14 protein-coding genes are annotated in these 14,482 nt (G+C 28.4%); 1 reads left to right on the top strand and 13 read right to left on the bottom strand.

Annotated features, from left to right (window positions below; all coding sequences use genetic code 11):
• Nucleotides 1-398 precede the first annotated feature (398 nt).
• Together ACZ5TJ_RS11655 and ACZ5TJ_RS11660 are read right to left on the bottom strand one after the other, a co-directional pair.
• Nucleotides 399-2,558, bottom strand: coding sequence for a YhgE/Pip domain-containing protein (locus ACZ5TJ_RS11655; RefSeq protein WP_464199890.1), 2,160 nt, complete (start codon nucleotides 2,556-2,558; stop codon nucleotides 399-401).
• 26 nt (nucleotides 2,559-2,584) lie between these two features.
• The gene (locus ACZ5TJ_RS11660) at nucleotides 2,585-4,744 is read right to left on the bottom strand and encodes a YhgE/Pip family protein (protein WP_464199892.1); all 2,160 of its coding nucleotides are present in this window, start codon (nucleotides 4,742-4,744) and stop codon (nucleotides 2,585-2,587) included.
• 240 nt (nucleotides 4,745-4,984) lie between these two features.
• On the opposite strand from ACZ5TJ_RS11660, the gene yjeM reads away from it, so the two are divergent.
• A complete protein-coding gene (yjeM, locus tag ACZ5TJ_RS11665) occupies nucleotides 4,985-6,481 on the top strand; it encodes a glutamate/gamma-aminobutyrate family transporter YjeM (protein WP_464199894.1) in 1,497 nt (498 codons plus the stop codon).
• Nucleotides 6,482-6,622: 141 nt separating this feature from the next.
• Here yjeM and tnpA read toward each other — a convergent pair whose 3' ends face one another.
• From tnpA to ACZ5TJ_RS11720, 11 genes are all read right to left on the bottom strand, one after another.
• Complete coding sequence (gene tnpA, locus ACZ5TJ_RS11670) at nucleotides 6,623-7,078, bottom strand: IS200/IS605 family transposase (protein WP_464198428.1); 456 nt, start codon at nucleotides 7,076-7,078, stop codon at nucleotides 6,623-6,625.
• Nucleotides 7,079-7,277: 199 nt separating this feature from the next.
• Nucleotides 7,278-7,706, bottom strand: coding sequence for an MOSC domain-containing protein (locus ACZ5TJ_RS11675; RefSeq protein WP_338630754.1), 429 nt, complete (start codon nucleotides 7,704-7,706; stop codon nucleotides 7,278-7,280).
• A 5-nt stretch (nucleotides 7,707-7,711) separates the two neighbouring features.
• Nucleotides 7,712-8,680 (bottom strand): GTP 3',8-cyclase MoaA, encoded by a 969-nt coding sequence (moaA, locus tag ACZ5TJ_RS11680; protein WP_464202325.1) that lies wholly within the window; start codon nucleotides 8,678-8,680, stop codon nucleotides 7,712-7,714.
• Between the two features lie 16 nt (nucleotides 8,681-8,696).
• Nucleotides 8,697-9,173 carry a cyclic pyranopterin monophosphate synthase MoaC gene (gene moaC, locus ACZ5TJ_RS11685; RefSeq protein WP_464199898.1) on the bottom strand — a complete coding sequence of 159 codons (477 nt, stop codon included), beginning with the start codon at nucleotides 9,171-9,173 and terminating at the stop codon, nucleotides 8,697-8,699.
• Nucleotides 9,174-9,178: 5 nt separating this feature from the next.
• Nucleotides 9,179-10,198 (bottom strand): molybdopterin-binding protein, encoded by a 1,020-nt coding sequence (locus ACZ5TJ_RS11690; protein ID WP_464199900.1) that lies wholly within the window; start codon nucleotides 10,196-10,198, stop codon nucleotides 9,179-9,181.
• Between the two features lie 15 nt (nucleotides 10,199-10,213).
• Nucleotides 10,214-10,870, bottom strand: coding sequence for a molybdate ABC transporter permease subunit (gene modB, locus ACZ5TJ_RS11695; protein ID WP_464199902.1), 657 nt, complete (start codon nucleotides 10,868-10,870; stop codon nucleotides 10,214-10,216).
• 4 nt (nucleotides 10,871-10,874) lie between these two features.
• Entirely contained in the window at nucleotides 10,875-11,657 is a 783-nt protein-coding gene (gene modA / locus ACZ5TJ_RS11700) for a molybdate ABC transporter substrate-binding protein (protein WP_464199904.1), read from the bottom strand.
• Entirely contained in the window at nucleotides 11,642-12,133 is a 492-nt protein-coding gene (locus ACZ5TJ_RS11705; protein ID WP_464199906.1) for a MogA/MoaB family molybdenum cofactor biosynthesis protein, read from the bottom strand. Before ACZ5TJ_RS11705 ends, modA begins: the two co-directional genes overlap by 16 nt.
• Entirely contained in the window at nucleotides 12,133-12,642 is a 510-nt protein-coding gene (mobB, locus tag ACZ5TJ_RS11710; RefSeq protein ID WP_464199908.1) for a molybdopterin-guanine dinucleotide biosynthesis protein B, read from the bottom strand. The genes ACZ5TJ_RS11705 and mobB overlap by 1 nt, the downstream gene beginning before the upstream one ends.
• A gap of 2 nt (nucleotides 12,643-12,644) precedes the next feature.
• Complete coding sequence (locus ACZ5TJ_RS11715) at nucleotides 12,645-13,220, bottom strand: molybdenum cofactor guanylyltransferase (protein ID WP_464199910.1); 576 nt, start codon at nucleotides 13,218-13,220, stop codon at nucleotides 12,645-12,647.
• 11 nt (nucleotides 13,221-13,231) lie between these two features.
• Entirely contained in the window at nucleotides 13,232-14,422 is a 1,191-nt protein-coding gene (locus tag ACZ5TJ_RS11720; protein ID WP_464199912.1) for a molybdopterin molybdotransferase MoeA, read from the bottom strand.
• Between the last annotated feature and the right edge of the window lie 60 nt (nucleotides 14,423-14,482).

A 14,482-nucleotide genomic window follows, 5' to 3' on the forward strand; every position in this document is an offset into this window, starting at 1 on the left:
CTTATCAAATAACTTAGCTAAATTTAAATTGCTCCCTATCAATCCCCCCTTTGCATATCTATTATTTATAAATAATTATTTATATAGTACATTTCTCTTTAAAATACAGATATTTAATAATAAATTATTATTTATTACTCTTAAAGTATAATTTACAAAAAATAATTTGTCAATATAAACATCACCTATTTTGGTATTTTTTGTTTATAATTTATAATAAATAATTATCCTGAAGCCTAGCTAAAGGTTTTTCATTTTTGCGCACAAGTCTAACTCGTGTTTTATAAATACAAAAAGATGACTTCTGTTAACTACAGAAATCATCTTCTTAATCTATCTTACTCTTTTTAACTGTCCTTAACAAAGAGAACAGTTGAATCTAGCTAGAGCTTTTTTATTTATAATCCTGATTCTTTAAATTTATGTTCCATAAACATAGTTACTTTATAAATAAATTTCTTAAATATTCCAAGTACAAAGAATATTAATCCAAATATACAAAGCATTTTTATATCATTAATTGTATCACTCCATATAGGTCCTGCAATTCCTTCTCTAAATCCATCAATTGCATAAGTAAATGGCCATAATGGTTGTAATACTTCAAATATCTTTGGATTTGTTTGAATAGGATATATTCCTCCAGCACCAGCTATTTGGAATACCATAATTACTACAGCTATTGCTTTACCTACATTCCCAAATAATGATACTAGTGTGAATATCATTATTGTAAATACAAAGGCTGATAATAATCCCATTCCCATAAATAGTGCCGTATTAACTGGATGAACACCAAGTACTAATATATCTCCTACAAGTACTATTACAGTTTGAATTACTGATATTAATAAGAATAATAATAATTTACCAAAGTGTTTTTGTGTTACTGATATCTCTTCTCCATCTTCAAAATCTTCACATTCTGTTGTAAGAAGGGCAAGCATTAATAATGAACCTACCCATATTCCAAGTACAGTATAAAATGGCGTTAAGGCAACTCCAAATATACCAGCATCATATACATCAACTGTTTTTACCTCAATTGGTGATGACATAAATGAGGCCATTACATCTGGATTTTTGCTCATTGTATTTATTGCTTCATTTAAACTGTCACTTGTTATATTATTTGTTTCACTTTGTATTTTAGATACTTTATTTTTAAAATCATCAAGTTTTGTTTTAACAGTATTCATTTGTGAATTTGCTAAATCTCCACTTGCTATTCCAAAACTTGCAAGAGCATTTAGTTGAGGAACTATTGCTTTACTACTTTCTAATAAGCTGTTAGCTGTATCACTACTTTTTGATAATGTATTACCTATATTATTTAAATTAGGTAACGTATTATTATAAAAGTTATTGCTTGCTGAAGATAAATTATTTCCGAAACTACTATTTAAATCAGTTAAATTCTTTATAGCATTATTTGTTAATTCTCCAATTTTACCTGAGTTAATTAATACCTTTAATGATTTTAATTGTTCTTTATCCTTACTAATAAAGCTTTGCATTGCATCTAACTTATCTATTTGAGTTTGAATTGAATTACTTGGATACTTAGAATTAATAGTTTCTAATGTATTTTTGCTATTATTTATTATAGTATTTAATGTATCTAAAGCACTTTGCATATCATCAATAGTTTTATTAATAGACTTAACATCTACATTGCTACTATTTATTTCATTTAGTTTATTTAACAGACCATTATATTTATCTGTTACCATTTGCATTTGTAGCAAATCATTCTTAACTCCATTAGATATATTTTGAATACCAACTTGAGTACTTGATACTAAATCTTTATTACCATATACCATACCTTGAAGATCATTAATTTGATTTGTAACACTAGGCAAATCCCCTTTAACTGAGTTAAGATATGATGATACTTCACTTACACTCTTTGTTGATTTATCTAAATAATTTTGTATTTTAGTTAAACTATTTTGAGCATCATCTATTGTATTTTTAAGTTCTAATATATTAGATTCATTCTTTTTTACACTATCACCAAATTGGTTTAAATAATTAAATGCTTCCTTATTGACTGTATCAATAAAATTGCTTTTTATTTCATCAGTTAACTTTTCTTCTGCAACATCAGTTATTTTTGTTGCTATAGCATTTACTTTTTCATTAGCCTTATATATTATATTTGGTTTTATTGGGTCTTTTGTTGCTAAACTTGTTAAATCACTTGAGAAGTTTGATGGAATTTCAATTAAAGCATAATAATCTCCTTCATTTAATCCATAATTTCCTTGCCAATCTGATACAAATCTCCAACCAATATCTTTATTATTTTTTAATTGTTCTATTATTTGATTACCTACATTAACGTTTGTTCCATTAAAGTTTGTTCCATTATCATTGTTTACCACCGCAACAGGTATTTCTCCAGTATTTACATATGGATTCCAACAAGCTTTTATATTTACCCATGCATATAATGATGGTATTAATGATAAACCTATTACTATAATTATAGCTGCTGGATTTTTAATTATATTCTTTATATCTCTCTTAAAGACTTTAAAAATCTTCTTCATATTTTCACCTCATAAGTAAATATTATTTACTCTGCAATTCCTGATTCTTCGAATTTTTCTTCAAATTTATTAATGTATTTATTAATCTTTTCTTTAAAGAATATTCCGATTAATATAAATACAATTGCAAATATAAATAACATAGTAAAGTCTAATACTACACTACTTATAAGAGGTCCTCCTATTGCTTCTCTAAAACCTCCAAGTGCATACGTAAATGGGAATGAAGGTTGTAGTATTCTAAAGAATAGTGGATCAACTTGGATAGGATATGTTCCTCCAGATCCAGCAATCTGTATAACCATCCATATAATAGCAAGAGCTTTACCTACATTACCAAACAATGATACTAGAGTATATATAATTGTTGAGAATGTAAATGAACTTACTATACCAAACAAGATTAAAAGCGGTGCATTTACTGTATAAACTCCAAGAAGTAATTTATCACCCATTGTTATAATAAATCCTTGAATCATTGCAAGAACAGTGAATGTCATTAGTTTACCTAAATATTTTTCTCTTATTGTTAATTTTTCACTGCCTTCAAATGGTGTAACTTTAGTTGAAAGTAATGATGTAAGTATAAGTCCTCCAACCCATACTGCTAATACAGAATAAATAGGTGCCATACCTGATCCGTAATTTGGAATTTTGTATATTGATTCATTTTTAACGTTAAATGGATCTGATATATATTCTCCCATAACTTCTGGATTACTTTGAAGGACTGTAACAATCTCTTGGATATTATTATCACTTATTCCTTCAAGCTTCTTACTTAATTCCCCCATACTACTTTCAAAGTATTTAAGTTTTTCTTCAAGTTTTCCTGCCATCTCTGAAGTTAAATTACTTCCATCAATTGCACTATTTAAAAGTGTATCTATACTATTTACCATTCCTTTTGAATTTCCAAGTAATTTATTTGCTTCTTCAGTAGCTTTTATATAATTATCACATATTTTTGATATAGCACTCTTTGTACTAGTATTATATATATCCATTGTATTTTTTACATTGCTATTTGCAGAAGAATTTAATGAATTTATTTCATTTAAAATATTTTCATTTAATTTTCCTGTTCCATTAAATGAGTTACTTAAATTATCTAATTTACCACTTTCTTCACTAAGTGAATTTTTTACATTGTTAAGTGAAGTTATAAGTTTTGATATATTATCTTTATTAGCTTTCTTATTTGTTTCTGTTAAGAATTTATTTATTATATCAATATTATTATTTATATAATTTATTTCTTCCTTAATCATTGATATAGTTGTACTAATATTTTGGCTACCTTCTTCTTTAACTTTTCCATTTAAATCCTTAATAAGTGAAGTTATTTTTTTACTAGATGCTTGCATTTGATTTAAATTCATTTCTAAATTATTAAAAGAACTATCTAGAGTGTTTCTTGTATATTTAGTTAAATCCTTAGATTGTTCTGTACCATTTTGCACAGCACTTATACCATTTGTTAATTGAGGCATAGTTGACTTTATACTATTTAAATATTCACTTAAATTTTTAGCATTAGTACTTGTACCATTTAATGCTCCATTTATAAGGTCCATATTTTTATTAATCTTTATTATAGCGTTTTTCATCTCTATAATTTGATTTTTATTTTGTTCTATTTTATCCCCTACTTTATTAAGTGATGAGAATGCAATTTTATTTACTGTAGATACAAAATTAGACTTTATCTCATTTATAAGTTGCTCTTTAGCAACATCTGTAATCTTACCTGCAACTGGATTTGCTTTTGTATCAACTTTGTAAATTATATTTGGCTTTACTGGATTATCCGTTGTAAGACTTGTTAAATTTTTCGAAAAATCTTCTGGTATTTCAATGACAGCATAGTATTTACCACTTACTACCCCTAATTCAGCTTGTTTTGAATCAACAAACTTCCAACCTATATCTTTATTATCTTTAAGTTCCGATACAACTTCATCTCCCATATTTAAATCTTTACCATCTAAAGTTGTTCCTATATCATTGTTAACTACAGCAATTGGTACTGTACTTGTATTCTCATATGGATTCCAGCATGCTTTTATATTTACCCATGCATATAATGATGGGATTACACATACACCAACGATTATAAGTATAGCTACTGGGTTTTTTATTACTGCCTTCATATCCCTTTTGAATACAGAAAGAATATTTTTCATAATTCACCTCCAAATTTAAATTATATTCACACAATATTCTTCATTTTAGCAACTTTAAATGTATTGCAATTAAATTTTTTGTTAATATTTCATGTACAAGTTATTCAAAAAAATAGAATTATTTCTGTATATTGTAACAATTTCAATAAATACTATTAATAAAATGTTTATATTTACTTCATTTTATAATTAAGCTATTGTGTTACAATTGTTATTATCTTTAATTTCGGGAGGAATATCATGGAAGACAACAAAAAGAAATTAACTTTAATATCATTAATACTTATGATATTTACATCAGTTTTTGGTTTTACAAATATAGCAAGAGCTTTCTTACTTATGGGATATTCAGCAATTCCTTGGTATATACTTTCTGCTATAACGTTCTTTATACCATACGCTTTTATGCTTGCTGAATTTGGTGCCGCATTTAGAAAAGAAAAAGGTGGTATTTATTCATGGATGAATAGATCAGTTGGTCCTAAATATGCATTTATAGTTACATTTATGTGGTACACATCAAACCTTATATGGATGGTTTCAACATCATCATCAATTTGGGTTCCTTTATCAAACTTAATATTTGGTGAAGATATTACATATAGATGGTCATTATTTGGCCTAAGCGCACCTCAAACAATGGCATTACTTGCTATTATATTAGTATGTTTAATTACTTTCACAGCTTCTAAAGGATTAGAAAGTATAAAGAAAGTTACATCAATTGGTGGTACATTTGTTGCCTTATCTAACATAGTACTATTAGTTGGAGGATTTATAGTGCTAGCTTGTAACCACTTTAAACTTGCGCAACCAATCTCCGGAGCATCATTTGTAACCTCTCCAAATCCATCTTACCAATCACCAATTGGAATTCTTGGATTTATGGTATTTGCAGTTTTTGCTTATGGTGGGCTTGAAGCAGTTAGTGGTCTTGTTGACCAAACAGAAAACCCTGAAAAAACATTCCCTAAAGGAATAAAAATAGCTGCAATAGTTATAACTATTGGTTATGCTCTTGGAATACTTTGTGTAGGTTTCTTTACTAACTGGACTGTTACATTAGATAATAAAACTGTTAATATGGCTAATGCCGGATATATTGTAATGGGTAACTTAGGTACTTCATTAGGTCTTGCACTTAACCTTGGAACTCACGCTGCTACTCAACTTGGACTTTGGTTCTCAAGATTTATAGGACTTTCAATGTTCCTTGCATTAATTGGTGCATTCTTCACATTAACTTATTCACCAATTAAACAATTAATGGAAGGTACTCCAAAAGAAATTTGGCCAAAATCATGGATAAAGCTTGATAAAAACAATATGCCAAAAAATGCAATGTGGATTCAATGTTTAATAGTTGTTGTTATTGTATTTGTAACATCATTTGGTGGTAAGACAGCTTCTATTTTCTTAAATTACTTAATATTAATGAGTAACGTTGCAATGACAATTCCTTATATGTTTATTGCATTTGCATTTATATCATTTAAGAAAAAGAAAGAAATTGAAAAACCTTTCGTTATATATAAATCACACGGCATGGTTACTTTCTGTACTATAGTTGTTATAGCAACAATTGCTTTTGCAAACTTATTTACAATAATAAAACCAGTTCTTGAATCAGGAGATTACGTAGCTACATTATTCCAAATTGCAGGCCCTGTAATCTTTACTATAGTAGCTCTTATACTTTATGATAGATACGAAAAAAATTATCTAAAGAAATCATAACCACCCGTCCAACGGGTGGTTTGCTCTGGGGCTATAAGCCCAAGTGTTACCGGCTAGCGTCTAAAGGCGCTAGCTTTCACTTTGTTCAAGCTACTTGCCTTTGCCGCTTTTGCTACCCCTAAAGGGGTGACGTATTACTTTTTAACCCTTAAAAGGGTCTTCATACTCTCTTACACTTAACTTATCTATCGCTATATCATGTTTTTCTTGCTCTTGAATATATTTCTTTATTGTTGCTTCATTTAATCCAACCGTACTTACATAGTATCCTTCTGCCCAGAAATGTCTATTTCCAAACTTGTACTTTAAATTTGCATGCTTATCAAACAACATTAGTGCGCTTTTACCTTTTAAATATCCCATAAAACTTGAAACACTTATCTTTGGAGGGATGCTCACAAGTATATGTACATGGTCCGGCATTAAATGTCCTTCTATTATTTCTACTCCTTTGTATGCACACAGTTGTTTTATTATATCTCTAACACTTGCCTTGTATTGATTATATATAACTTTTCGTCTATACTTTGGAGTGAACACAATGTGATATTTACACATCCATTTTGTGTGAGATAAACTATTAGTTTTATTAGCCATTAAAATCACCTTTCCTTTCATTATATCGTAGCCTGAACAACTACATTATATCGGAAAGGTGATTTTTTTGTATAACAAACCGCTTCCGCACCCGCATAGCAGGTGGTTTAATGTTTCGTACGCTATTGCGCACTCAACAGGCTTAAAGCCAATAATAAAAAGAAAGCTATAAGGTAAACTACCTTATAGCTTTTATTTTTTATATTAATTTTGCACTGTCGTTAACTTTAATAACTCCACCCTTTATAACTCTGCTAAATACTCCATGTATAGGCATTATACATTTTCCTACCCTATGGAATATTTCACATTCATTATGACACTTCTTACCGATTTGAGTTATTTCTAAAATAACATCACCAATTTGGATTCTTTGTCCTATTTCTAATTTATCAACTTCAATTCCATCTATAACTAAATTTTCTCCAAAGTCGCCAAACTTAACATTTCCGCCTTGCTTATTAAATTCTTCTATCTTTTTAAGTTCTAAAAGACTTACTTGTCTATGCCACTTACCAGCATGAGCATCATTTTCTATACCGAATTCTTCAATAAAATTTGCTAAGTCAACTTGAATTTTAGCTGTTCCTTTTTTCTCACTCATACATATAGCTGCTATTTTTGCCATACTGTTTATCCTCCTATTTCATTCATGAACTTTTCTTCTTTATCTTCACTTTCTTCTTTAAATAAATACTTTTCAGGTTTATTATATATGGACTTTTCTATTATATTCTTTAACTCTTCTTCACCATTACTATTAACAGCTTTTTTTAAATTAATCCCGCTTTTCCAGTTTAAACACTGTTTAAGTGTTCCTTCTGTTGTAATACGCATTCTATTACAATCTTCACAAAAACAATTACTCATTGGACTAATAAACCCAACTCTACCTATTGAATTTTTAAGTTTAATATATTTTGCAGGGCCATCACTAGACTCTCTAGCTTCATAATCAAAATCTATATTTAATTCCTTAATATAATCTTTTATATGTTCATTTGATAATCCTTCAAATTTTTTACCCTCTCCAATTGGCATAAGCTCAATAAATCTTACATCCACTTTTTTATTTAATGTTAAATTCATAAGGTCTAATATTTCATCATCATTAATTCCTTTTATAATGACAACATTTAATTTGACTACTATTCCATAATCTAAGCATTTATCTATAGCGTTTATAACTTTATTTATATCTCCGCCTCTTGTTATCTTATTATATTTTTCCTTATTTAAAGTATCTAAACTTATATTTACTTTTCTTAATCCACTTTTATATAATTCATCAATATTTTCTTCCAGAAGAATTCCATTTGTAGTTAAGCATATTTCTTCAATTTCCTCTATGCTATTTATCTTTTTTATTAAGTCTACTATTCCTTTCCTTACTAAAGGTTCTCCTCCAGTAAGTCTTACTTTTCTAATACCTAACTTTGCTGATTCTTTAGCTATTTTGTATATTTCCTCGTTTGAAAGGATATTTTCTTCCATCTGAAAAGAACTTCCTTTTTCAGGCATACAATATATACATCTTAAGTTGCATTTATCCGTAATAGAAATTCTAAGGTAGTCTACGTTTCTTCCATGCTTATCTAGAATTTTTCTCACCTCTATATTAGAAATTAAACTCTCCAGACTTTCCACCAGTTTTTCTTACTAAGTGAATATCATCAATTACCATTCTTTTATCAACAGCTTTACACATATCATATATAGTTAAGGCTGCTACAGAAACTCCTGTAAGTGCTTCCATTTCAACACCTGTTTTTTCAAATATTTTTGATGTTCCAGTTATTATTATTTCTGAATTTTCTTCATCTATTTCAAAATCAATACTACAACCATTAATCATTATAGGATGGCACATTGGAATTAAGTCTGATGTTTTCTTCATTGCCATTATACCAGCAACTCTAGCTACTCCAAGTACGTCTCCCTTTCCAATTTCACCATTTTTAATTAAAGTTATAGTTTCCTTACTAGCTTTCACTTTTCCTGTAGCAATTGCTACTCTTTCAGTTTTTTCTTTTTTAGTTACATCTACCATAACTGCATTTCCATCTTTATCAAAATGCGTTAACTTATCACCCATAATTCTTATTCTCCTTTACCAAATGAACAATGTGGGAATGTGCAAACTTTACAATTTAAACAAAGACCTCCATGTCCATATAAAGCTAAATCTCTCATAGTAAGCTTTTCGTCAGCTAATACTCTAGGTAATACTAAATCAAATACTGTTCTTTTTGAATACATAACACAACCTGGAAGTCCAAGTATTGGAATATCTCCATAGTATGATAATAAGAACATAGCTCCAGGTAATACTGGTGCCCCATAGCTTATAAGCTCAGCGCCGCACTCTTTTATAGCTGTAGGTGTAACATCATCAGGATCTACTGACATTCCACCAGTACAAACTATCATTTCAGCTCCTTCTTTTAAAGCTCTTTTTATTTCTGCTACAATTTTATCTTTATCATCTGGAAGTATTGTTTGATTTACAAGTTCACATCCATAGTATTCAAGTTTCTTCTTAACAGCAGGTCCAAAGGCATCTTTAATTCTTCCATGATATACTTCACTTCCTGTTGTTATCATAAATACTTTTTTGCCTTTAATATCTTCTATATTTATTATTCCCTTTTTCACTGTTTTTTCAGCTTCAATTATTTTTTCTTCATCAATAACTAACGGAATTACTCTTGTAGCTCCTACTATTTCTCCCTTTTTTACTGGAGTATTATTGTGTATAGTTGATACAATTATATCTCCTAGCATATTTATTTTAAGTAACTCTTCTTTATCTATTTTAAGTAATCCATCTTTTTTAGCTATAAAATTAATTTTACCTTCTTTTATTTCGCCAAATTCTAGACCAGTTCCACAAACTAAATCTTTAAGTCTTATGGCTGCATCATTTTCATGAAGGGTGCCTTCTTTAGCTTCCCATACATAAATATGTTCTTTTCCAATAGATAATAGTTCTTTTACATCTTCTTCTTTTATTATATGGCCTTTTTTAAAAGCTCTTCCTTTAAATTCTCCTGGAACTATTTTTGTTATATCATGACATAAAATCATTCCAATTGCATCTTCTACTCTTACACTCTTCATAATCTCTCTCCTAAATTAAACTATTCTCTTTAGTATTTTGTTATATAAACATGTTAATACTATACTTATTATAACTATAATTATAAGTATAGTTTTTGAAGCTAATACATCATTATTTTCTATTGCATAATACATAGCCATTGGCACTGTTTGAGTTTCTCCTGGTATATTCCCTGCAACTAATATAGTTGCACCAAATTCTCCAAATACTCTTGCAATACTAAGAATTAACCCTGTAAGAATTCCCTTTCTACAAAGAGGTAAACTTATTTTTCTAAATACTTGAAATTCACTAGCTCCCATTTCTCTAGCTGCATTTTTTATATCTTCGTCAATACTAAGTATTGATGTCTTTATACTTTGATACATAACTGGAAGAGAAACTATAACTCCAACTACTACAGCTGCAAACCAAGTAAATATAATACTTATATTGAAGTTTTCATATAACATACTTCCTAAAAAGCCTCTTCTTCCAAGTGCTATTAAAACTAAATATCCAACAGCAGATGGTGGAAGAAACATAGGAAATATCATTATAGTTTCTATTAAATTTTTACCTTTAACTTTCTTCTCAATTAATATATTTATAGCTATAAGTGTAACTATTAAACTAATAATTACACTTACTACTACAACTTTAAAAGATATATAAAATGCATTTAAAATCATACTATTATTCTACTCCAAATCCATAATTCTTAAATATTTCTTTACTCTTATCTCCTTTTAAGAAATCTAAAAACTTTTCACTATTGTCTTTATTTTTACTATCTTTTATTAAACAAAGAGTATACTCTATACTTTTATGATACTTATTTGGTACCTCATATACTATTTTACTATTTTTTAAATCCATTCCGTCAGTTTTATATACAAATCCGTAATCTGCATCTCCACTTTCAACATAGTTCTTTACACTTGTTACGCTTTTTGCATAAACTAATTTATCTTTTATACTATCCCAAAGTTTTAAATTTTCTAAAGTTTCCTTTGTATATTGTCCAGCTGGAACTGTAGAAACTTCACCTACTGCTATTTTACCATTAATATTTTTAAGTTCATTAAGATCTTTAAGGTTCTTATGAATATTGTTTCCAGCTATTAATACAAGAGAATTTGTTAAAATATTATAAGAATCTTTTTTATCTACAATATCTTTTTCAATTAACTCTTTAACATATTTAGTACTTGCTGAGAAAAATAAATCAGCATCTCCACCTTGAAGTATTTGTTTTTGTAGTGTTCCTGATCCACCAATATTATATTGTACTTTTATTCCAGTTTCTTTTGTAAATTCATTAGCTATCTCTTCCATAGGCTTTTGAAGACTTGCTGCAATACTCACTTTAATTTCTTTTTTATTAGATGAACTACTACCACCTTTATTACATCCTATTAAACCTACTGATAATATTAAACTTAACGTTATTATTAATAATCCTATTTTCTTGCGCATTCAGAAGCACTCCCTTTTAATATATCTAATCCGTGTTTTAAGTCATTTAATATGTAGTCTAGAATCTCTGTACAGGCTTTAGGACTACCTGGCATATTTACTATTAATGTTTTATTTCTTATACCTGCTGTCCCTCTAGATAGCATTGCTCTTTTAGTTATTGTAAAACTATAGTTTCTTATAGCTTCTGCTATTCCTAAGGCTTCTTTATATATTACATCTTTTGTTGCCTCTGGAGTTACATCTCTTTCACTAAATCCAGTTCCTCCAGTTGTTAATATAAGATCTACACCAAGTTTATCACTCATATATATCATTTCTTCTGACAGTTTATCTCTTTCATCAGGTAAAACTACATATCTTTTGACTTCAAAGTCATTTTCTTCTGATATGTTTTTTATTACTTCTCCACTTTTATCTTCTCTCTCTCCCCTAGAGCCTTTGTCACTACTAGTTATTATTCCAAGTGTATACATTATATTCCTCCTTTTGTTTCTTTCTTAAATTTATCTAATATTACATTTACTATATTTTTATAATCATTTATATCTATCAAGTAATCTTCATATGTTTCTATATCAGTATCTGATGCTATACATATTAATCTTTCTTTTGGAGTTATTATATTCTTACTTATACCTCTCCTAAAGACTTCTATCTTTTTTAAATTACTTTTCTTATATCCTTCAACTATTATAAAATCTTTATCATTTAACATAGATATTAAAGAATCTAAATCCATCTCTTCTTTAACTTCTTTAATCATAGCCATTTTATTTTTTGAGGATATTATTACAGTATCTGCTCCAGCTTCTCTATGTCTATAAGTATCTTTTCCTTTCTTATCCATATCAAAGCCATGAACATCGTGCTTTATAGTTCCTATAGAATAACCCCTTAATTTTAATTCTTTTATAATACCTTCTACTAAGGTTGTTTTTCCAACACCAGAACATTCAGCAACTACATTTATAACAAATGCCATAATTATTCACTCTTTTCTTTATTAAGGATTTTTTCATACTCATAAACAGTATTAATATTTGAAAAGTTTTCTCCATTTTCTATATCTATATATTTAACATTTAGTCTATTCAATAAATTTTTAAGTTTATAATCTTTCTCTTCGATCATTTTTAATATAGTTTCTAAAACTTTCTTCTTATAAATACTACATAGTGGTTGTACTTTTCCATTTGTAACTGGCACTAATACATCTTCATTAAACTTATAATTTCCAAGGAAATTTAATACCTCTTTATTTAAAAATGGCATATCTCCTGCAACTACAAGTGCTTCATCTAAAGTAGTTTCTTTAAGCGCTGAATATATTCCACCTATTGGTCCTATTTCTTTAAATTTATCCACAACAAGTTTAACATCTTTAAACTCTAAATATTTACTAATATCGTTACATGATATTAGTTTTTCTTTATAATCTGAAGATGCTAATAAAATATTATCAATAAATCTATATCCATCTAAGCTTAGAAATGCTTTAGTCTTCCCATTCATCCTTGTATTTTTTCCACCAGATAGTATAATAACCGCTCTATTTATCATAATTATATCCTCTACACTAAAACCTCTACGTAATCTCCTTTTTTAAGAGACTTATTTTTTGGAACTTCAAGTATTCCATTACTATTTATCATTGTGTGTATCTGTCCTGGACTTTGATAAACATTATTTATGTGTACTTCATTTGAATCATTTATATTAACTCTTAAAAATCTTCTCTTTCCTGTAACTTTATTAAAATCATCTTTTAATATTCCTATACGCTTATTTAAAGTAATTTTATTGCAGTTTAGCATATTCCCTATAACTTCTCTAGCTGTAAGTTCAAAAGTTGTAGCTGCTGCAACTGGAGTTCCTGAAAGGCCTATGTATAACTTTCCATTTTTCTCTGCCGCAAACATAGGTGAACCTGGCTTTATATCAATCTTCCAAAATAAAGTTTCAAATCCAGCCTTTTTAGTACAAGACATTACAATATCTTTTTCTCCAACTGAAACTCCTCCAGTTGAAATAATTAAATCACATTTGTCATATAACTCTTCAATAGCTTTTATAATACTTTCTTCTTCATCACATATAACATTATAAACTATAGGAATACATCCAAGTTCTCTAAGTCTAGCACTTAAAAAATATCCATTACTATTGTATATCTTTCCTTCTAATAAATCCTTCCCTGGATTTTGTATTTCGTCTCCAGTATTTAGTATTCCTACGGAAGGTTTTCTATATACTTTTATTGTTTTTCTTCCAACAGATGCAAGTGCCATTATTTCTGATGATGTTAATAACGTATTTTTTTCTAATATTCTCGTTCCAGCTTTAAAATCTTCACCTTCATAGCAATAATTATCATAAGGTTTATGACTTTTCATTATTTTTACTAATCCATTTTCTTCTATAGTATCTTCTTGTCTAACAATACAGTTACAACCTTTAGGGATAGGTGCACCTGTCATTATTCTTATAGCTTCTCCACTTTTTAAATCTTTTTTACTTACATATCCTGCGTAAATTTTATCAATTACTTTAAGATATACATTATTATTTGAGGCATCTTCTATATCTTCACCCTTTACTGCATATCCATCTAAAGGAGAACGTGGAAATGGAGGACTATTTATCTCTGAAAAAATATCTTCATAAAGGACTCTATTTAAAGAGTCTTTAATGTCAATCTCTTCAAAGCTTAATGTTTTAACTTTTTCTAGCAATAATTCTTTTGCTTCTTCAAGACTTATCATAATAAATTCTCCTTTTTAAATCTTGCAAAGCCCATCCTTTAAATAAAAGAATGAGCTTTA

It is taken from the genome of Clostridium budayi, assembly GCF_055396605.1.